Source organism: Streptomyces sp. CMB-StM0423 (assembly GCF_002847285.1).
Taxonomy (GTDB): domain Bacteria; phylum Actinomycetota; class Actinomycetes; order Streptomycetales; family Streptomycetaceae; genus Streptomyces.
Genome location: NZ_CP025407.1, coordinates 3,318,916 through 3,340,264 on the forward strand (window position 1 = coordinate 3,318,916; position 21,349 = coordinate 3,340,264).

Genomic DNA, 21,349 nt, shown 5'->3' on the forward strand with positions numbered 1-21,349 from the left:
GACACCCTCACGTCCACCCCGGCCATGTCCGGCCATGTGTCCGGGACCCGGCGGCCTCAGCTCGGGGCGTACGCGCGGTGGAGGGCGACGATGCCGCCGCTGAGGTTGCGCCATGCGGGGCGGGTCCAGCCGGCGGCGGCGAGTTCCGCGGCCAGCGCGGGCTGGTCCGGCCAGGCGCGGATGGACTCCGCGAGGTAGACGTACGCGTCCGGGCTGCTGCTCACCCGCTCCGCGATCGGCGGCAGCGCGCGCATCAGGTACTCCGTGTAGACCGTCCGGAACGGCGCCCACGTCGGGTGCGAGAACTCGCAGATCACCAGCCGGCCGCCCGGCCGCGTCACCCGCCGCATCTCGCGCAGCGCCGCGGCCGTCTCCTGGACGTTGCGCAGCCCGAAGGAGATCGTCACCGCGTCGAACACCCCGTCCGCGAACGGCAGCCGCGTCGCGTCCCCGGCCGTCAGCGGCAGCCGCGGGTGGCGCCGCTTGCCCTCGCGCAGCATGCCCAGCGAGAAGTCGCACGGCACCACGTACGCCCCCGCCGCCGTGAACGGCAGCGACGACGTGCCCGTACCCGCCGCCAGGTCCAGCACCCGCTGCCCCGGCCGCGCATCGACCGCGCGGGCGACCGCCTTGCGCCACAGCCGCGCCTGGCCGAGGGAGAGGACGTCGTTGGTGAGGTCGTAGTTCGCGGCGACGTCGTCGAACATCGCCGCCACCTCGTGCGGCTGCTTCTCCAGGGTCGCGCGCGTCACCGGTCGGCCTCCACCAGCGTCAGTTCGGGGTGTGCCGTGCCGCCGTCGAGGGCGGTGGACGACAGGTGCGAGACCACGCGGTCGTCCACGGGGTCGTCCGCCGGGTCGTCGTGCACGACGAGATGCTCGTACGTCGTCGCACGCTGTGCCGGCACGCGGTCGGCGCCGCGGATCATCTCGATGATCTCGCGCAGGTTCGAGCGGTGCCGCGCCCCGGCGGAGGACACCACGTTCTCCTCCAGCATCACCGAGCCGAGGTCGTCCGCGCCGTAGTGCAGCGTCAACTGGCCGACGTCCTTACCGGTGGTCAGCCAGGAGCCCTGGATGTGCGCCACGTTGTCGAGGAAGATCCGCGCGATGGCGATCATCCGCAGGTACTCCAGCGTGGTCGCCTGGGTGCGGCCCTTCAGCTTGTTGTTCTCCGGCTGGTAGGTGTACGGGATGAACGCCCGGAACCCACCGGTACGGTCCTGTACGTCCCGGATCATCCGCAGGTGCTCGATCCGCTCCGCGTTCGTCTCGCCCGTGCCCATCAGCATCGTGGACGTCGACTCCACGCCAAGACCGTGCGCCGTCTCCATGATCTCCAGCCAGCGCTCGCCGCTCTCCTTCAGCGGCGCGATGGCCTGCCGCGGCCTGGCCGGCAGCAGTTCGGCGCCGGCGCCGGCGAAGGAGTCGAGGCCGGCGGCATGGATGCGGCGGATGGCGTCCTCGGCGGTGGTGCCGGAGATGCGCGCCATGTGCTCGACCTCGGAAGCGCCGAGGGAGTGGATGACGAGCTGCGGGTACGCCTTCTTGATCGCGGAGAAGTGCTCTTCGTAGTACTCCACGCCGAAGTCGGGGTGGTGGCCTCCCTGGAACATGATCTGCGTGCCGCCGAGCTGCACGGTCTCCTCGCAGCGGCGCAGGATGTCGTCCAGGCCGCGGGTCCAGCCCTTGTCCTTGGCGGTGGGCGGCGCGTAGAAGGCGCAGAACTTGCAGGCCGTCACGCAGACGTTGGTGTAGTTGATGTTCCGCTCGATGATGTACGTCGCGATGTGCTCGGTCCCGGCGTAGCGCGTACGGCGTACGGCGTCGGCGGCGGCGCCCAGCGCGTGCAGCGGGGCGGAGCGGTACAGGTCGAGGGCCTCGCCGGGGGTGACGCGGCCGCCCGCGGCGGCGCGGTCCAGGACTGCCTGCAGATCGGTGGTCAAGGTGACCGGCCCCTTCCGCGAGTGGTGCGTACGAGCGGACCCCAGCCTACGCGGAGCAGACCACCGGCTCCGGCGCAGGGGCGGGCGGCCGCCGTCAGCCGCCGTCCTTCCGCAGCGTCGCGCGCGGGTTGCCGGAGGCTTCGGCGTCGGAGCGGTACTCCAGCGTCGTGCCGCCCTTGTGCATCAGCGTCACTTCGGAAGTGCCGGGGACGCACACGCCCTCGCTGTTCTTCCTCGACGGGTCGTCCTCCTCGCTCAGGACGAGGGTTTCGCCGGTGGCGGCGGTGAGCTTGGCGCGGCTGTAGCAGTGGGCGATGTCGTAGAGCGAGTAGTCGAAGTACGCGACGTACTCGCCCTTCCCGCCCTCCTCGATCTCGACGGTGACGCGGCCGTTCGGCACGCCGTTGTCCTGGGTGACCTCGCCGTTCCAGGTGCCGAGGTACTGCTGCGGGACGAGGTCCACGCGCTCCGTCGGCTCCGGGGACGGGCTGTCGGTGGCCTCGCCGGTGTCGCCGCCGCTGCCGCCTCCGCTGTCTTCGCCGTCTTCGTTCCCTCGGTCGTTGCCGTTGCCCGCGGAGCTGCCGCCGGTGGTGTCCTGGGCCTGCGGGCGGTCGGCGCCGTCGTCGTCCAGCAGTCCCGGTACGAGGAACAGGCCGAGCACCAGCGCCGCGAGGGCCCCGGCGACGGAGAGCACCAGGGTGCAACTGAACCGGCGCGAGCGCAGGCCGACTTCCGCGCGCCGCTCGGGTGAAGTCGCGGCGACGGCGCCGAGCGCGGCGCCCGCGGCCCCGGCACCGGGCCCGCCGGGCGGCGTCGCCCCCGCCGCGGCCGCCGGCGCGTCCTGCGCCCCGGAGCCGGCACCGGCCGCCGCACCCGCCACCGTGCCGTCCAGCACCGGCGGCGGCCCGAACGCCCCCGGCCCGTACTCCGCCTGCTGCAGCGGCACGGGACCCGACGGCAGCCCGTCGTCCCGCCGCTCCGGCGCCGCCGCCGGCTGCGCCTCCATCGCCAGCAGCTCCACCGCACGCCGGCTGATCTGCTCCGTGACCGGCGGCGGCAGCCATCCGGGCCGTACGAGGTGCGCCGCCTCGCCGCCCGCCGCCAGCCGCTCCACCAGCTCCGCCGGCTCCGGCCGCGCGGCCGGGTCCTTCGACAGGCACGCGAGGGCCAGCTCCCCCAGCCCGCCGGTGAGACCGTGCAGTTGCGGCTCCTCGTGCACCACCAGGTACAGCAGCGTCGGCGCGCTGTCGCCCGGGAACGGCGACCGCCCGGTCGCCGCGAAGACCAGCACGGCGCCGAGGCTGAAGACGTCGCCCGCGCCGGTGACGGGCCGGCCGAGGATCTGCTCGGGCGACATGTAGCCGGGCGAGCCGACCGAGGCGCCGGAGGCGGTCAGCGAGGCGGTGCCGTCGGTGGCGCGGGCGATGCCGAAGTCGATGAGCCGGGGGCCGTCGAGGGTCAGCAGGACGTTGGAGGGCTTGACGTCCCGGTGTACGAGCCCGAGCCCGTGCACCGCGGCCAGCGCCTCGGCGAGCCCGGCGCCCATGGGGCGCAGGGTCTCCTCGGGCAGCGGCCCGTGCTCGGCGACGGCGTCGCTGAGGCTGGGCCCGGCGACGTACCCGGTGGCGACCCACGGCACGTCGTCGTCGGGCCCGGCGTCGAGCACGGGCGCGGTCCACGTGCCGCCGACGCGGCGCGCGGCCTCGACCTCGCGGCGGAAGCGGGTACGGAACTCGTCGTCGTGCGCGAAGTGCGGGTGGACGACCTTGACGGCCACGGTGGCGCCGCCCGGGCTGCGGCCCAGGAAGACCCGGCCCATGCCGCCGGAGCCGAGCCTGCCCAGCACCCGGTACGGCCCGACGACCTCGGGATCACCGTTCTGCACTGGCTGCATGGACTCCCCCCGGCCCCGCCTCTCCTACGGCCCCGCGTACGCCCCCTGTCGCCGCCCCAGCTTAGGCCGCGCCCCCCGCCGGCAGCAGCCGTACCCGCGCCTCGTCCGGGAAGCCCGCGCGGCGGGCGAACTCGTCGATGCCCTCCAACTGCTCGGCGCCCAGCCTGAAGTCCAGGGTGCGGAAGTACCGTTCGAGCAGCGGCGGGTCGAACGACTCCCACCGCGCCGCCTGCTCGGCCACCTTGTCGACCTCGGCCAGCGACAGGTCGCGGGAGTCGAGGAACGCCCGGTGCACGTTCGCCACCAGCTCGGGCTCGCGGGCCAGGAAGTCGCGGCGTACGGCCCACACGGCGAAGACGAACGGCAGCCCGGTCCACTCCTTCCACATCTGCCCGAGGTCGTGCACGTGCAGTCCGAGCCGCGGGGCGTCGTGCAGCGAGGCGCGCAGCGCGGCGTCCCCGATGAGCACGCCGGCCTGGGCCTCGCGCATCATCAGGGAGAGGTCGGGGGGGCAGGAGTAGTAGTCCGGCGTGATGCCGTACTGCTCGCCGATCAGAAGCTCGGCCAGGCGCACGGAGGTGCGGGAGGTGGAACCGAGCGCCACGCGCTCCCGGTCCAGATCCCCCAGCGGCCGCTGCGAGACGATCACGCAGGACATCACGGGCCCGTCGCAGCCGACGGCGATGTCGGACAGGGCGACGAGCTCGTCGGCGTGTCGGAGGTACTCCACGAGGGTGACGGGGGCGATGTCCAGCTCCCCGCCGACGAGCTGCTCGCTGAGCCGTTCCGGGGTGTCCTTCGAAAGCTCCAGGTCGAGCAGGGTGCCCGTACGGGCGAGGCCCCAGTAGAGGGGGACGCAGTTCAGGAACTGGATGTGGCCGACTCGTGGCCGGCGCCGAGCTCCTGCGTCGGGTGGCGGTGCTGTCACGGCTCCGAGGCTAACCGCAGCCCCGACCGCACGCGGGTACGGGGGCTCACCGGAGGGTGATCTTTTCCCTACCGGGGCGGGCTCGCGCGTGCTAGGCTCAACCGCAAGTTGCAGTTTGGTTTCCTTGCAGTACCGTGCCTGCGGAGATTGTGACGCCGCGGGCATGTGTCGTTTTCAGGCTTCTTCGAGGCTCTGGGGCAGGGCGACCCTTTGGCCCAAGGAGGGCTCATGGCTACCGGAACCGTCAAGTGGTTCAACGCTGAAAAGGGCTTCGGCTTCATCGCCCAGGACGGCGGCGGTCCCGATGTCTTCGTCCACTACACCGCTATCAACGCCCAAGGCTTCCGCTCGCTCGAAGAGAACCAGCAGGTGACCTTCGACGTGCAGCAGGGCCCGAAGGGTCCGCAGGCGGCCAACGTCTCCCCGTCGTGACGCTGGCACCACGCTGACCTGAGGAACCCCCGCCCTCCTGGCGGGGGTTTTCTCATGCCCGGGTGTCGGTGGGGCCGGATACGGTGGCGTCGTATGAGCGACGCGGAGACGGGCGCGGAGCCCGAGGACGAGACAGGCGCGGCAGGCGGTACGGGTGCCGGGGGCGCGACCGGTGGCGCGGACGTGGCCGGGGCCGGGAGCGAGACCGAGCGCGAGACCGAGGACGGGGCTCAGCGCGAAGCCGGAGCCGGGGACGACACTGCGGCCGGGCATTCCTCCGCCTCCGGCGCCGACCCCGAGATCACCGCCGGCCTGATCCGCGAGCTGCTGCGCGAGCAGCACCCCGACCTCGCCGACCGCCCCCTCACCCTCGGCGCCCGCGGCTGGGACAACCAGCTCTGGCGGCTCGGCGACGACCTCGCCGTACGCCTCCCGTGGGCCACCGAGTCCGCCGACGAGCTGCTGCGCAAGGAGCACGCCTGGCTCCCCGAGCTGGCCCCGCACCTGCCGCTCCCCGTGCCCGTGCCGCAGCGCATCGGCGAGCCCTCCGAGCGCTTCCCGCGCCCCTGGATCGTCACCACCTGGGTGCCCGGCACCCCCGCCGACCGCGCCCCGGTCACCCGCGGCCCGGCCGCCGCCGACACCCTCGCCGCGTTCCTGACCGCGCTGCACCGGCCCGCACCCGGCGGCGCCCCCACCGGGCGGGGTCGCGGCGGGCCGCTGTCGGACGCGGCCGAGTGGTTCGCGCAGCAGCTCGCCGAGGCGGCCGCGCTGGGGCTCGTCGCGGACGCGGATGCGGATGCCGTACGGGCGGTATGGGACGACGCCGTCGCCGCGCCCGCGTGGAGCGGCCCGGCGCTGTGGCAGCACGGCGACCTGCACCCCGCGAACGTCCTCACCGCCGGCGGCACTCTGTGCGGCGTCGTCGACTTCGGCGACCTGTGCGCCGGCGACCCCGCCCTCGACCTCGCCGCCGCGTGGATCCTGCTCCCCGACGACGCCGCCGCGGAGCGCTTCCACACCGCGTACGGACCGGCCGTCGACGCGGCGACGCTGCGCCGCGCCCGCGGCGTCGCGGTGCTGCGGGCGCTGGTCGGGCTGCTCGTCGGGGAGGCGGGCGTGCGGGGCCGGAAGGGCGGCAAGGAGACGTGGGGCCCGCCGGCGCGGGCGTCGCTGCGGAGGTTGCTGGCGGACGCGGAACGGCGGTAGGGGGCGCCGGTGCCGGCCCGCGTCCCACGAGCCGCCGGAGCCCGGGGCCCGTTCCCGGTCAGCCTTCGGCCGCGTACAGCTCGTCGATGACGTGCCCGAAGTCCCGTACGATCGCCGCCCGCTTCAGCTTCATCGACGGCGTCACGTACCCGGCCTCCTCCGTGAAGTCCGCGGGCAGCACCGTGAACCGGCGGATCGACTCCGCGCGCGAGACCAGCTCGTTCGCTCCGTCGACCGCCCGCTGGAGGTCCGCGCGGAGCAGCGGGTCGCGTATCAGCTCCGTGACCGGGACGTAACTGCGCTTGCGCATCATCCGCCAGTGCTGCAGCCCCTCGGGGTCGAGGGTGAGGAGCGCCGCGACGTACGGGCGGTCGTCGCCGACGACGAGGCACTGGCTGACCAGCGGGTGCGCCCGCAGCCGGTCCTCCAGGGGCGCGGGCGCGAGGTTCTTGCCGGAGGCGGTGACGATGAGGTCCTTCTTGCGGCCGGTGATCGTCAGATAGCCGTCGGCGTCCAGCTCGCCGAGGTCGCCGGTGGCGAACCAGCCGTCGTCGGTGTCGAGCCGGGTGACGCCGGCCTCGGCGTCCCAGTAGCCGGAGAACAGGTGGCCGCCGCGGACCAGCACCTCGCCGTCGGGCGCGATCCGTATCGCGGTGCCCGGCAGCGGCCAGCCGACGGTGCCGAAGCGGGGCTTCAGCGGCGGGGTGACGGTGGCGGCGGCGGTGGTCTCGGTGAGCCCGTACCCCTCGAAGACCTTGACGTCGGCGCCGGCGTAGAAGGCGGCGAGGCGGCGGCCGAGCGGGGAGCCGCCGCAGATCGCGTACTTGACGCGGCCGCCGAGCGCGGCCCTGATGCGGCGGTAGACGAGGGCGTCGTACAGCTTGCGCAGCGCCCTGAGGCGCGTACCGGGGCCGGGCCCCTCGCCGTGCAACTCGGCCTCCAGGGCTTCGGCGTAGCGGACGGCGACCTTCGCGGCGCGGTCGAAGGAGGCGGCACGGCCGATGCCTTCTGCGGTGGCGCGGCCGGTATTGTAGACCTTTTCGAGGACGTACGGGATGCCGACGAAGAACGTCGGGCGGAAGGCGGCGAGGTCGCGCAGCAGGTCGTCGGTCTTGATGCTGGGCGCGTGGCCGAGTTTGACGCGGGCGCGGAGGCAGCCGATGGCGGTCATGCGGCCGAGGACGTGGGAGAGCGGGAGGAAGAGGAGGGTGGCGGGAGGGTCTTCGCTGACGGCGGTGAAGAGGGGGTAGAGCAGCTCGATGGCGTTGTCGACCTCGGCGAGGAAGTTGCCGTGGGTGAGGACGCAGCCCTTGGGCAGGCCGGTGGTGCCGGAGGTGTAGATGACGGTGGCGACGCTCGCCGGGCCGAGGCCGGCGCGGCGCTGGCGGACGAGGGTGTCGGGGACGTCGCGGCCCGCGGCGGCGAGCTGACCGAGGATGCCGGTGTCGAGCTGCCAGAGGTGGGCGAGGTGCGGCAGGTCCTGGCGCCGGCCGCTGAGGAGGCGGGCCTGCTCGACGCTCTCGACGGCGCAGGCGAGGGCGCCGGAGTCGTGCAGGATGTGGCGGGCCTGGATGGCGGAGGACGTGGGGTAGACGGGGACGGTGATGAGTCCCGCGGCCCAGGCGGCGAAGTCCAGCAGGGTCCACTCGTACGTCGTACGCGACATGATCGCGAGCCGGTCGCCGGGGCGCAGCCCGTAGACGATGAGGCCCTTGGCGACGGCGAGGACGTGCTCGGCGAACTCGGCCGCGGTGACGTCGGCCCAGGTCCCGTCGGCGCGCGGGCGGGCGAGGGCGGGCTCGCCGGGGGAGTGGGCGGCGTTGTCGAAGGGGATGTCGGCGAGGGAGCCGTGCTGGGCGTGCGGGGCGGCGGGGGGCACCTCCGCTTCGCGGACGCCGCGGGCGTCGGCGCGGACGGCGGGCGGCAGCAGCGGGGGGACGGCGGTGCCGGGGAGGAGTCTGGAGTTGATCTCCTTGAGGTATTGCGGGGGGTGTGCGGGCGCCGGGTGCTGCTGCTGTGGTGCGGATTGCGTCATGGGTGGCTCCGTGACGTTCGCGTCGGCTTCGTACGGCTCGCCGGGCGGCAACGGACGCCGCATTCTCGCGAACGGCCGGCCACCCCGCCAGAGGACGCGGCACCCGGTACTCCCGGTTCCGCTTGCCTGCGCGCGGCCACGCCCCGTCAGCGGCAGACGACGAAGGCCCCCTGCCCCGCTTCGGGCTCTCCACGCATGGCACCTACAGCAACGGCGACGAGGGCGGACCCGACGAAGGTCCCCATGAGGATCAGCGCGACCCCGACGGCGAAGAGCCCGGAGTTGTCGTCCGACCAGTCGTAGTACGAGGCGAAGGTCAGCCCGGCGGTCGACCCGAGCACAGCGGGCACGAAGTGCCGCACGTACGCGACGACGACCACGGCGACGAGCAGCGTCAGCACCAACCCGCCGACCTGCCACGCCTCGTACGGCCCGGTCTCGATATCCCCGCGCACCTCGCGCTCCTGGTCCCAGCCGAGCCACCCGGCCCAGGCCCCGGCGGCGGCACCAGCCAGGAGGCCGAGGGAGAGCAGTTGAAAGAGAAGAATCCGCAGCACACGACGCATACCCCCACCCTCGTGGCCCGCCCGCGGCCCGAACCAGAGCGAAGGTACTCACCCCCGCCTGAGTACGAACCCGCACCCTCACTCCCCCGGCTCCCCGACCACCCGCCGGAACACCTGCCGCGAACCCCCCTCGGGCCCGGCCGGGGCAGCCTCGGCGGGGCTGAACCCCAGCCGCTCGTAGAAGACCCGCGCCCCGCTGGCAACGGCCCCGGGATGATCAACCCCGAACGTCACCACCTCGACGCACCCGGCCCCCCGCCCCCGTACGAACCGCCGCTCCGCCTCCGCCATCAGCGCCCGCCCGACGCCCTGCCCCCGGGCGTCCTCGGCCACCACCAGCCAGTGCACCCGGAAAACGGACGCCTCACCCCCGAACAGCAACCCCCCGACAACGGACCCCCCGGAAACGGCAACGAGCGCAACCCCACCCCGAATGTGCTCCCGCACGGCCTCGTGGAACCCGGGCTCGTCGACCATGGCCCCGAACCACTGCTCAGCCCCGGCGGCAAGCCGCAGAAACCCGCCGAAGTCCCGCTCCCCCGCGAGTCTGACGATCACCACCGCAGTCCGGCAGAGCGACCCGCGGGTGACGGCGGGCCCGGCATCAGCCCGGCATGCTGCGCTGGTTCGCTCAAGCGGGTAGCCAGGAGGGCCACCAGGGCGGGATGTTGCTCGCCGGGCAGAGGCCGGAGTGCCGGGATATCCCTCCGGCGTACCGAGAACCGCGAATGCCGCCCAGCCGACGAGCAGGGAGACCTTCAACGTGATCGGCACCACGGTGAAGACGGCCGCCTTCCAGGAACCGGGCCGGACCAGGCGCCACAGAACCCCCGAGGCGATCACGGCCGCGAGCGCGCTGACGCACAGGAGGGCCGGGAGTCCCATGAAGATGAGGCCCAAACGGTGCCCCGGCTCGTTCGCGGCATCGCAGTAGTCCCGCGAACGCAGGATGAGCAAGGCGACGACGAACCCGCACCCCACTCCGGTCAGCGCCGCCAGCCAGAAGGCGGACAGAAAGCGGCGCGACGGCCGTTCAATGGGCCCCATGGTCTTCACGACGTCCTGCCTGGACGGCCAGTTGCACGGGCAATCCTGTGCTTCCGGCACGCGCCCGTGCGGAAGGATGGCTGAGGGGGCCAGGGGAAGCGGCCTGATACGGCTCTTCAGACGGCGGACGGTCCCGGCCGGGCCTTCGCGGAAACCGCCGCCCGAGTTGGTGGCTGAAGCACGTCCCTATCCCGGCGGCTGGGTGTACGAGATCGACGGAGCGAAGGGCGATGATCCCCATGGAGAGGTGCCGCCGACAGCCATAGCCGGGGCCTGGGAGGTGGATTCCGGCGGTGCGCTGACCGGCGTCTACCAGGCGCATCCGAACTACGGCGCCGACGGTCCCCGGCCGGCGCACGGCTGACTCGGGCGCACCGACTGACGCACGCGGCTCGGAACAGGCACGTCCTTCCACCAGTTGAGAGCCACGACTGGCCTGGTCGGGCAGGAGGTCAGGCAGAGGCCGAAGGGGCTACGCGTAGGTACCTGCGCCCGGGTCGGCAGGGTCGCCAAGCGTGCTCAATGACAAGTGCTGGAACGGCTCTTTGGCGTGCGGGTACGGGTGCGTACCCGTACCCTGGGGCGGCGGGAAGGAGTCTGCCGATGCCCGACGCCAATGTCCGCATCCCCGAGGAAGCCAGGGACCGACTCGCCGCCGTCGCGGCGGCCGAAGGCATGTCCCTGCGCGCCTACTTGGCCCGCCTCGCCGAGGGCCTCCTCACCCCGGCCGAGCGTGCCGAACGGACGGAGAAGGCCCGCGAGACGCTCAAGGCGTGGAACGGATACGCGCCTACCGCGGCGGAGCAGCAGAGCCTCGACAGCGAACTGGACCGGCGCCTGGACCAGGTAAGCGGTTCGTGACCGACCTGCACATCATCCTGGACGACACCGCGATGGCCGCGGCCGGGCAGGGCAACATCCTCGCCTCCCGGCTCATCCACCGGGCTCACGCCGAACCGGGGTGGTTCCTCTACGCCCCAGCGTGTGCGCTCGTGGAAGCCGACCGCCGCCGGCCGGGAACGGCCGAGCACCTCGCGGCCCTGCCCGGCATCACCGTCCTGGACCTCGATCTGCCCGCCGCCCTGGCGGTAGCGAAGCAGAGGACCTGGGCCGCAGCCCACAGCAGCCACGCGGCCCAGCCCACCCCGGACCGTCCCGACGGGGCAGTGCTGGCCACCACCGCCCCGGAACGGTGGGAGGGCCAACGGGTACGAGTCCTGGACCTCAGTTCCTGACCGAATGCCAGCGCAGTGGTGCCGCTGCGCGGACGCCCGCGGCCCCGGAACTGCCGGGGTGCGGGCGTCGCGTGGGGGGCGGGGGCGGTCAGGCCGCCGCTGTTGCCGGGGTTTTGGGCGGGGTGGGGTCCACCGGGTGCGGGTCGTCGAGGTCGAAGCTGGTGGCGTTGTCGTACATGTCGCGGTCCAGGATCTTCTCCTGCGACGCGACCAGCACCGGGATCACCGCCTGGCCCGCGACGTTCGCAGCCGGACCTCATGTAGGTATGTTGTCCGGCCGGGCAGGGAGGTCGGGCACATGGCGAAGCCGCAGCGCGTCGGGATCTACGTACGTATCAGCAAAGACGCCAAGGGGCAGGAACTCGGGATCAAGCGCCAGGAGAAGGCGTGCCGGGAGCTATGCAAGCAGCGGGGATGGCCCGTACTCAAGGTCTACCCCGAGAACGACACGTCAGCGTCGACCACCAGCCGGCGGAAGCGCCCAGAGTACGCACGGATGATGAAGGATGCCCGCGCAGGCGTCATCGACGCCGTGGTCGTCTACTCGATCGACCGGCTGACTCGCCGACTCAGCGAGCTGACCGCCTTCCTGGACGAGCAGAAGGCCCACAGGTTCCAGTTCGCGACGACCGAGGGCGAAGACACCTCCACAGCCAACGGCCGCATGATCCTTTCCATCAAGGGAGCTGTGGCCCAGGGCGAGACCGAGCGCATGGCCGAGCGCGTCAACGCCGCTCTACGCCAGCGCCGGGAGCAGGGAAAGCCGCACGCTGGCGGGCCACGCGTGTTCGGCTTCGAGGAGGGCTCGAACTTCCAGCGACTCGTCCCGGAGGAAGTTGAGTTGATCCGGGAGGGCTACCGCATGCTGATGGAGCGGAAGACGACCGGAGACGTGGCGCGGCTATGGAACGAGCGAGGTGCACGGACGTCGGGTACGGCGACGGCGTGGACGATCCAGAAAGTGAAGCGCGTCTACCGCTCCGAGCGAGTCGGCGGCATCGTGACTCACCAGGGCCGGGAGGTCGGAGACAGCACGTACCCGCACCCCCTCACCCGCCGCGAGTGGGAGAACGTACAGACGGTCTTGGACGAACGCAGCACCCCGGCCCACCGCGGAGCGGGCCGCCGCAAGCACCTCTACCGGGGCTTTCTGCGGTGCGGTCACTGCGGTTCGCTGATGAGCGTCCAGTGGATGACGCTCAACGGGAAGCGACGCCGCCGGGCCTTCTGCAACTCGTCCCAGATCGTGAAGGAGACTGGGGAACCCGGCTGCGGCAAGGTCTACCGCGCGTACGACTGGATCGAGGCCCGCCTTGATGAGGTTGTGGAAGCCGCGCTCCTCAAGCGCCGGCCGAAGCCTCGCCCGCGGCCGGTCGATGACGACCTGAGTAGCGAGATCGAGCGGCAGGAGCGCCGCGTCAGGGATCTCCGGCAGCGCTGGAAAGACGGGCAGATGGAGGACGAGGACTACTACGACTCCCTTGCCCATCTGCGGGAGACTCTGCGCCAGCTACGAGCCCGTGAAGCCGCCGTCACCATCGCCGAGAGCCGGGAAGAGGTCGACGCACTCACCGTTTGGCGGGACGACCGCCCGGAGAACCTTGAACGGCGTCGGGTCATCGCCGCCAGCGTGATCGAGAGGGCCGAGGTCTACAGCGTCGGCAGAGGCCGCCGCAAGCCGCCGGAGCTGGATTCCATCGAGATCACGCCGCGCGGCGCGGAGCCTAAGTTGCAGGCATAGACCAGCGTTCCCGGGAGCCCGTAACACGATCTCCCGCAAGCACCGTTGAGGCGCATCACTTACAGTACTTGCATCTGTACGGATGGCCCGCTACGATTTCGCGCACTGGAGACCATCCTGAGCTAACGGCACGACGGGCCAAATGCACGGGTTCCGGTAGCAACATTCTAAAGATCTTCGAGATTCGCACTCCGCAAGAACGGGAATCCATAGGGGACCGAACGCGCGGCCGTCGAGGGCGTCTCTCGGTACGACCACTTTCATGTGGTCGGGCCGAGCGCGCCCTTTTTGCTTTGCCCGATCACCTGAAGGGGAAAGGTGTGTTGGGCCAGGTGGAAGTCTACGGCTGGGCTGCAGCGATCGTTTCAGGCATTGGCGCCCTGTCCTGGATCGTTCTCGCGTTAGTAAGAAGGATTGCAGTCATCTGCAAGGAGATGACTAAGGCCATTCGCTCGGTCTACGAGCTGCGCAATGAAGTCCACCGGCTGAGATGCACCAGAGGCACTCAGCCAGCCGAGAGGATCGACATCACACCGCGCGGCGCGACGACCGATCCGGAGGCATAGCCTCACACCCCGGATGACGACTGTCCGCGGCGTATTCGTCCACGACCGCGGACAGGCGATCGTCGTAATCCTCCGGAGGAACCCAGCGCGCAAGGATCCGTGCGATCCACTCCGGAGGCGATGAGGGGGCGGGATCGGTCAAGGGCGCCCATCCCCTTCGCGAATCGCTTCACGAGCGATCTCGCGGTTGGTGGCAAGGTCCCCAGCGACGCCGGCCGCGATAAGGGTCGCGCCAGGCGTGTGGCCGGAATCGGCGTAGCGCCATTGGACGTCGGTCACCGCGTCCGAGACGCGGGCGTGGTCGCCGGTGCCGTCGCCACGTTCGTGCCGGGCCCGTTCGGCACGCAGGGCCGCGTAGGTCGTCGAGTAGGCCCGGGACTTGGTGAGGATGTGGCCGCGGTAGCCGAGGGTGTGGGCCCATGCGTGCAGGCGTAGCGATGCGTACTCCGGCAGGTCGCCGAAGCGCCAGCAGGTGCGCATGAGGGTGCGGACGTGCTTGCTGACGCGGGCCGCGTCGATGTCGTCCAGGGTGGTGAGCCGGTAGTCGGTGCCGGCACCGGTGGCGCTTGCGCCTTTGGTGACGTACTTGGCGACGTAGGCGGCTACGGCGTCGTCAGGCGGTCCGTCGAGGTCCGCACGCAGGGGCCGGGCGTCCACCTCGGCGCCCCAGCGCAGCACCAGCTCGCCCACGGCGGGGCTGTACGGAGTACCGACCGTGATCCGCTGTGCCGCCGTGCGCACAGCCTCAATGAGCCGTTCTGTACTGCCCCATGCAGGAGGTTCGTCGTCCGGTCCGGCAGGGCCGTCGAGCCGTACGACGGCGTGGACGTGGACGGCGGCGCGTCGCTGGTACTCGGCTACCCGGGCGAAGGAGAGTCGTGCGTGCTCCGGGAAGCGGGACTGTGCCAGTCCGGCCGTCGTGGCGAGTTGGCGCCGGACGGCGCGGACGAAGCGGTCCCAGAGCTTGCCCGCGTGTGCGTGCCAGAGCACGTGTGCCGTGTAGTCATAGCAGCCAGGGCAGAGGGGTTGGCCGATGAGGGAGTCTGCCGGGTCGTGAACGGATCCGCAGCTCAGCGGACGGCCATGCTCACACTCGCCGCGCTCACGCCGAGGGCGGCAGCGTTCGCCGGTTCTGTGGACGGCGCCGAAGGACGGTGCGGTGAGGGTGAGGAAGAGTCGGGGTCGGTCGCGAACGGTGGTGGGGGTGTTCTTGCCGCCGAGGAGGCCGGCGCGGACGAGGTGGTAGGTGTCGCCTGCGTGGAGGCGGGAGCAGGGCGGGCAGACAGTGGCGCGGCGGTTGCGGCAGCGGATGAGGAGGCGTTCGCCGGGTTCCTTGCGGGTGTCGTAGTGGTGCAGGATCTCGCCGGTCGTCGTGTCGCGTGTGGTGGTTGAGCCGGTGAGGTGGATGGGGTGGGCGCAGCCGCCGGTGGCGGTGATCTGCTGGAGCCATCGGGGGAACTTGGGGTCTTGGGCGAGGCGTATCGCGTCGCGGTCTGCGTCGGAGAGCTGGCGCAGGCGCGCCGCCACGTCGAGCACGGCGCGCCTGTCAGCCCGGGTGTTGTCGGGTGTGATGGTGGTGACCTTCCGGGGTGGGCCGCGGTAGCGGCCGAGTTGGCGGGGAATGGCGCGCTGTCGTTCATGTCGTTGCTCCTCTTCGTTGATCGATTGGCTGGTTGGGTTCAGCGGATGGTTCCGGCACCCCGGCAGACGCGGCAGCGTCGCCGCCGGCCGGTCCAGGTGGTGCGTGCGCCTTCTCCCTTGCAGTGCGGGCACCTGACACGAGGCATAGGCATGGGGGGTGGCCCTCCTAGAAGTGGGCGAAGCCGGTGGTGATCCAGGTCATGAAGCCGTCGACCGTGTGGATCACGGGGGTCTGTCCGAGGTAGATGCCGAACAGGGCGATGCAGGTCGCTTCCCAGGCGCGTACGTCCCGGGAGCGGACGAGGAGGAAGGTGATGATCCCGAAGAGGACCACCAGCGAGACGGCCGTTCCCGCGCTGGTCATGACTCGTCTCCCTTCAGCGCCTCAAGGGCGCGGTCGAGTGCGGGCAGCACGGGCGTCACGTGCGCGTGCTTCGCCGCCGTGGTGGTGGCTTCCTCGGTCGTGGTGAGCTGTGAGCGGGCGCGGTTCCAGCCGCCGTCCGGGCCGGCGCAGACGGCGACGCCTTGTTCGTCGGGGGTGATGGTCTGGGCGACGGTCACGGCGTCTTTGTTGAGGTCGCCGAGGGCCATTTCGGCGGTGCCGGGGTCGTTGACGCGGTGGCAGATCCGGCCGTTGAGTTGGGCGCGTAGTGCGGTGGCGCCGGGGCCGAGGTCGGAGCCGATCCGTTGGCCGGCGATGACCAGGTGGACGCCGAGCGCGGCGCCGAGCTGGGCCAGGCGCAGCAGGTAGGTGGAGCACTGCTCCGTCTCCGCCTTGCTGGGCCGGGTGCCGTCCGAGAGATACAGCTCTGCCAACTCGTCGACGAGGACGACGACGGGAACGGGCCGTTGCTTGCCCGGCAGCTCCCAGATCGAGCGGACGCCCGCCTCACGGCAGATGCTCATCCGGTCCTGTGTCTCGACCACCAGCGCGCCGAGGACGGCCACCGCTTCGCGGCGGGAGGTGGCCAGTGCGCTCAACCTGTCGGTGAACAGGCCCAGTTCCATGCCGCCTTTGCAGTCGATGCCGACGAGGGCGACGGGTTGGGGTGCGAGCTGGGCGACCAGACGGGCGAGGAGGGTGGATTTGCCGGATCGGGTGGCGCCGGCGATGAGCCAGTGCGGCACCAGGAGGAAGTCCATCAGCCACGCGCCGCCGCTTTCCAGCGCGCCGAGGACCGCGGTGAGCAGCCGGGGCTTGGCCGTGACCAGGCCCGGCCGCGCGAGGGGGTCGGTGGCGGTTGCGGTCAGCAGTACGTGTCCGCGCCGGGGGGAGGTGACGCGGACCGCGTGGACCTTCCAGGCGTGCGCCAGCGCATCCGCCGCCGCCGTGAACACGGCCGGTGTCTGCCCGGGGTGGAGCCGCACCGTCACCGCGAGGCCCAGGCGGGTTGCCCGCGGGAAGGAGATTCGCGGCGGTGCCGGGCGCAGTGCCTCGCCCTTGACGATCAGGTCGCCGAGGAGCCCGCGGGGCGGGCGATGGGAGACGGCCAGGTCGGTGAGAATGGCGACGCGGCGCCAGGTGACGAGAACCCGGCAGGCTGTGACCGGGTAGCCGATGAGGTACCAGTGCCAGGCCGGGCGGTGCCGCTTGAGCAGGTTGCCGATGACCAGCACCCAGGCCAGCACCGCGGCGGCTAACGCGATCAGGATCCAGTTCATCGCGCCTCACCGCCCTTGACCGGCGGGCCGGATGCGGGGGTGATGGTGTCGGCGCGGAAGCTGATGCCGTGCCGGTCGCCCATCTGCCAGGCGAACGCGGTCAGTCCGGTGACCTTGAGGACCTGCCCTTCTTCGATCCCCTTCGGCTCACCGGCCACCGCGATCTCGATCACCGAGATGCGGCGGGCGTCTTGCCTGACCGTGACGGCCACGGTGTAGACGGTGTTGCCGTCCTTGTCCTTCCTGACCTCCTTGGTGTCGGGATTGACGATCTTCGCTTCAGGGGCGATGGCGCACCGCAGTACGCCCAGCCGCCCGGTGTCCACAGGTATGGACTGCATTGCTTCGGCCTCCCTGGCCTGTTGAGGACGCCAAACCCTTCTGCCTGACGTCACTTGTCCTGACGAGTTATGAGTATGGGGAGCTGTACAGCACGGAAGCAACTACTTATTCTGACGAGTGATGTCGCGCGTGCGACGTGCCTACGACGACGAGAAGACGAAGGTGCCGAGATGAGCGAGATCCAGCGCCCCGGAGCCCTCTACCAGCAGGTCGCCGCCGCCATCCGCGAAGCGATCCTGTCCGGCGAGTTCACCGCCGGCGCACCACTGCCCTCCGAGACCCAGCTCATCGCCCGCTACCAGGTCTCCCGCCCCACCGTCCGCAACGCCATCGCCGCCCTGCGCGCCGAAGGACTCATCGAAGTCCGCCACGGCAAAGGCAGCTTCGTCCGCACCACCGGAACCCCCGCACTCACCATCAACCGGCGCGTCACTCGCAGCCGCGGCGGACAGTTCACCTCGGCGGACGGCATCGAGTGGACCACCACCGAAGCGCCCGCCGTCTACCGCTCCCACACCACCCAGGCCACCGGCGCACTCCTCGGACTGGACGCGGAAGAAGCGATCTTCGTCTGCGACCGCCTGCTCACCGACCCGGCCACCGGCACCCGCGCCCTGCACCGCACGACCATCCCGTTCGAAGTCGCCGAGAGGGTCGACACGCTCGCCGAGGCGCCGGACCGCGAGCCGGACGCGATCTACGCACTGCTCACCGAGGCCGGACACACGCTGTGGTGGTCCGAGACGGTACGCGCCCGCATGCCGCTGCCCGACGAGCGGACCGCCCTGCAACTCCCCGACGCCACACCGGTCATGCACCTCGCCCGCGTCACGCACGGCACCGACGACCGGCCCCTGCTCCTCGAAGAACTCCGCACCGGAGCGGACCGCGCCCAACTCGCCTACCGGATCACCGCCGACAAACAGGCCGCCCGCGCCAGCCGCGCATGAGGGCCGAGGATCGGTCGAAACTTTCTCTACTTCCTCAAGGGCGCGCCTGCGGCGCGCCGGGCGCCCGTGCCGCCCCGGCCGGGCGTGCGGCGTGCCCGCCGGTCCCGGCCGGACGGCCAGCGCCCCACACCACAGCACACACCAGGACGCGGGAAGTTGACCGGCTGGCTTCGGCCGGAGTACGCAGGGCTGGGGGTCGTCAGCTTCCGAGGCTTTAGGCAGCTCCCATGGGGCGAGCCTCGAAGAGCAGGGGGCCAATCGGGCACAACAACGGGCAGGCCAGGTACCTGCCCGATTCGCCCGGCCAGCGTAAGGCCCCCTGCTCTCTCGCCCCATGGCAGCTACCGCCCAAACCCTCTCCAGCCGACGACGCACACAGCTACGGGACACCCGACCACCGGACCGCATCACGACGCACCGCCCACGTCACCGGCCGCGTCCTCCAGGAGCACGGCGAGCTGTTCCACAGCGGCCGGCCACCCTGCCAGGCGCACCACACCGCGGCCGTCCTGGTTGGCGTCGGCCACGGCACGCACCCGGGACAGTTCCACCCCGGCAGCCAGCAACGCCCGGTTCAGCCGGTCCGCGGCCCGTGCCGCCTCACGCCAGCCCGCCACGTAATCGACGCTGGAGTTCCACAGGCCGGCATCGAGCGCGAAGACGTCCAACCCGTCGTTCAGCCTGTCCTCACCAGCTCCGGACACGTGATCCACCTCTGTCCCGATCTATGTAACGGATCGTCAACTTCCTTGGCCCAGGGCAAAAACGCAGAGCGACGGCCCCGGTACCATCTGGCACCGGGGACCGTCGCGTCCCCAGCCGGGCCACCCTTCGCTTCCTAGGGCTGTTGGGTGGCCCGGTCTCGGTCTGAAGTTGGTGGGGTGCGGCCCCGTTTCCGCGTTGGGAGCCAGCGGACGCCTGAGAGCCGCACCCCTGGCCGGAGAGGGTCAGTCCCCGGCCAGACCGGTCCGCCGTCCTCCTCCCGATCGCTGGGAAGGGCGTCCATGGACGACGGACCGGCGACTACAGCGCGTTGCCGCGGGGCTTGCCGTCGAGGTCGAACCGGCAGCACACGGTCTTACCGCCCTCAGCCTCCGGCACCCACCACAGCGCGTCCGACAACTGCTGGACGATCGACAGGCCACGGCCGTGAGTCGGCAACAAGACCTCCACGAAGTCACCCGCCAACTCCGGCGAGAACAGCTCACCACCCGGAACACACGGCGGCTCGGAGTCTTCGTCAGCCACCCCGACGAGCAGCACCGAGGGCCACTTCCGCAGCGTGACGTCGATACGCCGGGAGCCGCCGGGCCGCGCACGACGCGCGTCGGGAACAGCGTGATTGACGACGTTCCCGACCAGCTCCCCGATCACCAGCTCCGCGTCATCAGCAAGCCAGGACAGACCCCAGTCGTCCAGCGCCGACGTGACCAGCTTCCGCGCCGCGCGCAGCGAATCGGATGCCTCGGCGTGCAGGGTGAGCCCCCGGAACTGCTCCACCGGCGGGGCAAAGGCCGCAGCACGCTCGGCAGCCGCCGATGGAACCTCATCGATCCGACCAATCGGCCCGCGCTCCATGGCGTCCTCCGGTTATCCGCGATCTTCTCAGTTCCTCGAACACCGCCCAGTGAACGGCCCCGGCAGTCAATTCGGGAGCGTTCACCGGGGGTTCACGTGAACACCGGGACCAGAGAGGGGGTTCACCGATGAACCCCCACCGCCCTACGATCTGTGACAACATCACGACTTGCCGTCATTCTCGGGTTAGGGCAGGGGAGCATGAACCGAGAGCCGAACGCGCAGTTGATCGCCGTCATGAACGAGGCCAGCGTCTCGAACAAGGGCCTGGCCAAGCGCATGCGAGACCACGCAGCGCAGCGCGGGGACAACCTCGGCACGACACACATCGCCGTGCAGCGCTGGCGCGATGGCGCCGGTATCCAGCCGAAGACGGCGGCCACCATGGCACACGTCCTGAGTAACAAGCTCCGACGGCGGCTCACCCCCAGGGATCTCGGCTTCCCGGACCCGTACGAAGCAGCAGCACCGCCGACATCGGGCTACCCCGAGACATTCGCCGACGCACTGGCGATGCTCGAAGAGACCACCGAGGAACGGGCCGACTCCCCCAGCAAGCTCATCGTGCCCGATTCCGATACCAGTGCAGCCGTCCTGTCGTGGATGGTCTCCCGCCCTGACGGTCTCCAGCCGGACCGCCCGGCATCCCAGCGCGTCGGCATGCGCGACGTACGCGCCGTCCGCACCGCCGCGGACATGTTCATGCAACTGGACTTCCTCTACGGCGGCGGCCACGGCCACAAGGCGTTACGCCACTACTTCCGCCACGAAGTCCTCCCCCTACTCAGCGCCAGCTACAGCGAGAAGGTAGGCACCGCGCTCTTCAGCGCCGCCGCAGAGATCTCCCAACTCCTCGCCTGGACCGCCTACGACACCGGCAACCACCGCCTCTCGCACCGCTACCTGACCGGCACCCTCCGCCTCACCCAGGTAACCGCCGACCGCATGTTCGGCGCCCGCATCCTGTCCAACCTCAGCCACCAAGCGAACTACCTCGGCAACCACGCCCAGGCCATCCAGTTAGGCCGCGCCGCCGTCGAGGGCGGAAGAGGCAAGTCCACTCCCCGCGCCATGGCCCTGTTCGCCGCCATGGAAGCCCGCGCCTGCTCCAACGCCGGAGATGCCATCGGAGCCGGCCGCGCGATGAACGAAGCGGAGCGCTACTTCGAACGAGCCGACACCGCCGAAGACCCCGAGTGGCTGGGCTACTTCGACTCCGCCGAGTTGATGGGCGAGTTCTGCCACTGCTTCCGCGACCTCAAGCAACGCCGCGAAGCCATCGAACACGCCCAACGCGCCGTAGACGACACTGACCCCAAGTACGCCCGCACCCTCGGCTTCTGCCGCATGGTCCTGGCCAAGAGCCAACTCATCAACGGCGAACTTGAGGCAGCCGTCGCAACCGCGAGCCTGGCCGTAGACGCAGGCGACTCTCTCCAATCAGCCCGCTTCCAGCGCTACATCAACGACTTCCAGCGCGACGTCAACACCCATACCAACAACCGCACTGTCGCGGAGTTCAATGAGAGGGTTCGCACCGCTCTCTCCAGGTTGGACGCCGAGTAACTAAGTCTGGCG

22 protein-coding genes are annotated in these 21,349 nt (G+C 71.1%); 8 read left to right on the forward strand and 14 right to left on the reverse strand.

Annotated features, from left to right (window positions below; all coding sequences use genetic code 11):
• Positions 1-56: 56 nt before the first annotated feature.
• From CXR04_RS14210 to CXR04_RS14225, 4 genes are all read right to left on the reverse strand, one after another.
• A complete protein-coding gene (locus tag CXR04_RS14210; protein WP_101422447.1) occupies positions 57-752 on the reverse strand; it encodes a demethylmenaquinone methyltransferase in 696 nt (231 codons plus the stop codon).
• A complete protein-coding gene (gene mqnC, locus CXR04_RS14215) occupies positions 749-1,945 on the reverse strand; it encodes a cyclic dehypoxanthinyl futalosine synthase (protein ID WP_101422448.1) in 1,197 nt (398 codons plus the stop codon). The genes CXR04_RS14210 and mqnC overlap by 4 nt, the downstream gene beginning before the upstream one ends.
• A gap of 94 nt (positions 1,946-2,039) precedes the next feature.
• On the reverse strand, positions 2,040-3,839 hold the full coding sequence (locus CXR04_RS14220) for a serine/threonine-protein kinase (protein ID WP_199850459.1): 1,800 nt from the start codon (positions 3,837-3,839) through the stop codon (positions 2,040-2,042).
• 61 nt (positions 3,840-3,900) lie between these two features.
• The gene (locus tag CXR04_RS14225; RefSeq protein ID WP_101422449.1) at positions 3,901-4,767 is read right to left on the reverse strand and encodes a menaquinone biosynthetic enzyme MqnA/MqnD family protein; all 867 of its coding nucleotides are present in this window, start codon (positions 4,765-4,767) and stop codon (positions 3,901-3,903) included.
• Positions 4,768-4,995: 228 nt separating this feature from the next.
• On the opposite strand from CXR04_RS14225, the gene CXR04_RS14230 reads away from it, so the two are divergent.
• Entirely contained in the window at positions 4,996-5,199 is a 204-nt protein-coding gene (locus CXR04_RS14230) for a cold-shock protein (protein WP_018840208.1), read from the forward strand.
• A gap of 93 nt (positions 5,200-5,292) precedes the next feature.
• Positions 5,293-6,408: an aminoglycoside phosphotransferase family protein gene (locus tag CXR04_RS14235; RefSeq protein WP_101422450.1), complete on the forward strand. Its 1,116-nt coding sequence runs from the start codon at positions 5,293-5,295 to the stop codon at positions 6,406-6,408.
• A 58-nt stretch (positions 6,409-6,466) separates the two neighbouring features.
• On the opposite strand, the gene CXR04_RS14240 is transcribed toward CXR04_RS14235, so the two are convergent.
• From CXR04_RS14240 to CXR04_RS14250, 3 genes are all read right to left on the reverse strand, one after another.
• Positions 6,467-8,443: an AMP-dependent synthetase/ligase gene (locus CXR04_RS14240; protein ID WP_101422451.1), complete on the reverse strand. Its 1,977-nt coding sequence runs from the start codon at positions 8,441-8,443 to the stop codon at positions 6,467-6,469.
• Positions 8,444-8,589: 146 nt separating this feature from the next.
• Entirely contained in the window at positions 8,590-8,976 is a 387-nt protein-coding gene (locus tag CXR04_RS14245; protein WP_101426366.1) for a hypothetical protein, read from the reverse strand.
• Positions 8,977-9,087: 111 nt separating this feature from the next.
• A complete protein-coding gene (locus CXR04_RS14250; protein ID WP_101426367.1) occupies positions 9,088-9,567 on the reverse strand; it encodes a GNAT family N-acetyltransferase in 480 nt (159 codons plus the stop codon).
• Between the two features lie 658 nt (positions 9,568-10,225).
• Between CXR04_RS14250 and CXR04_RS34830 the strand changes: the two genes are divergently transcribed.
• The 3 genes from CXR04_RS34830 to CXR04_RS14270 all read left to right on the forward strand — a co-directional run bounded on the left by CXR04_RS34830 (position 10,226) and on the right by CXR04_RS14270 (position 11,291).
• Positions 10,226-10,420 (forward strand): hypothetical protein, encoded by a 195-nt coding sequence (locus tag CXR04_RS34830; RefSeq protein WP_159072318.1) that lies wholly within the window; start codon positions 10,226-10,228, stop codon positions 10,418-10,420.
• A gap of 239 nt (positions 10,421-10,659) precedes the next feature.
• A complete protein-coding gene (locus CXR04_RS14265) occupies positions 10,660-10,917 on the forward strand; it encodes an Arc family DNA-binding protein (RefSeq protein ID WP_101422452.1) in 258 nt (85 codons plus the stop codon).
• A gap of 5 nt (positions 10,918-10,922) precedes the next feature.
• Positions 10,923-11,291 carry a hypothetical protein gene (locus tag CXR04_RS14270; protein ID WP_101426369.1) on the forward strand — a complete coding sequence of 123 codons (369 nt, stop codon included), beginning with the start codon at positions 10,923-10,925 and terminating at the stop codon, positions 11,289-11,291.
• 88 nt (positions 11,292-11,379) lie between these two features.
• Here CXR04_RS14270 and CXR04_RS14275 read toward each other — a convergent pair whose 3' ends face one another.
• Positions 11,380-11,508, reverse strand: a complete 129-nt coding sequence (locus CXR04_RS14275) for a hypothetical protein (protein WP_442802375.1) — start codon at positions 11,506-11,508, stop codon at positions 11,380-11,382.
• 81 nt (positions 11,509-11,589) lie between these two features.
• Here CXR04_RS14275 and CXR04_RS14280 point away from each other — a divergent pair, with 81 nt between their 5' ends.
• Positions 11,590-13,032: a recombinase family protein gene (locus CXR04_RS14280; RefSeq protein WP_101422453.1), complete on the forward strand. Its 1,443-nt coding sequence runs from the start codon at positions 11,590-11,592 to the stop codon at positions 13,030-13,032.
• Between the two features lie 704 nt (positions 13,033-13,736).
• Here CXR04_RS14280 and CXR04_RS14285 read toward each other — a convergent pair.
• The 4 genes from CXR04_RS14285 to CXR04_RS14300 form a co-directional block, all read right to left on the reverse strand.
• The gene (locus CXR04_RS14285) at positions 13,737-15,134 is read right to left on the reverse strand and encodes a replication initiator (RefSeq protein WP_199850632.1); all 1,398 of its coding nucleotides are present in this window, start codon (positions 15,132-15,134) and stop codon (positions 13,737-13,739) included.
• A 271-nt stretch (positions 15,135-15,405) separates the two neighbouring features.
• Positions 15,406-15,603 (reverse strand): hypothetical protein, encoded by a 198-nt coding sequence (locus tag CXR04_RS14290; protein ID WP_101422454.1) that lies wholly within the window; start codon positions 15,601-15,603, stop codon positions 15,406-15,408.
• Entirely contained in the window at positions 15,600-16,901 is a 1,302-nt protein-coding gene (locus tag CXR04_RS14295; protein ID WP_101422456.1) for an FtsK/SpoIIIE domain-containing protein, read from the reverse strand. The genes CXR04_RS14290 and CXR04_RS14295 overlap by 4 nt, the downstream gene beginning before the upstream one ends.
• Positions 16,898-17,242 carry an SCO3933 family regulatory protein gene (locus CXR04_RS14300; RefSeq protein WP_101422458.1) on the reverse strand — a complete coding sequence of 115 codons (345 nt, stop codon included), beginning with the start codon at positions 17,240-17,242 and terminating at the stop codon, positions 16,898-16,900. Before CXR04_RS14300 ends, CXR04_RS14295 begins: the two co-directional genes overlap by 4 nt.
• A gap of 171 nt (positions 17,243-17,413) precedes the next feature.
• Between CXR04_RS14300 and CXR04_RS14305 the strand changes: the two genes are divergently transcribed.
• Entirely contained in the window at positions 17,414-18,193 is a 780-nt protein-coding gene (locus CXR04_RS14305; RefSeq protein WP_101422460.1) for a GntR family transcriptional regulator, read from the forward strand.
• Positions 18,194-18,600: 407 nt separating this feature from the next.
• Here the strand turns inward: CXR04_RS14305 and CXR04_RS14310 are convergent, their stop codons facing one another.
• Together CXR04_RS14310 and CXR04_RS14315 are read right to left on the reverse strand one after the other, a co-directional pair.
• Positions 18,601-18,897: a hypothetical protein gene (locus tag CXR04_RS14310; protein ID WP_442802376.1), complete on the reverse strand. Its 297-nt coding sequence runs from the start codon at positions 18,895-18,897 to the stop codon at positions 18,601-18,603.
• Between the two features lie 319 nt (positions 18,898-19,216).
• On the reverse strand, positions 19,217-19,771 hold the full coding sequence (locus CXR04_RS14315) for an ATP-binding protein (RefSeq protein WP_101422464.1): 555 nt from the start codon (positions 19,769-19,771) through the stop codon (positions 19,217-19,219).
• A gap of 201 nt (positions 19,772-19,972) precedes the next feature.
• On the opposite strand from CXR04_RS14315, the gene CXR04_RS14320 reads away from it, so the two are divergent.
• Entirely contained in the window at positions 19,973-21,337 is a 1,365-nt protein-coding gene (locus CXR04_RS14320) for a sporulation protein (RefSeq protein ID WP_101422466.1), read from the forward strand.
• Positions 21,338-21,349 lie beyond the last annotated feature (12 nt).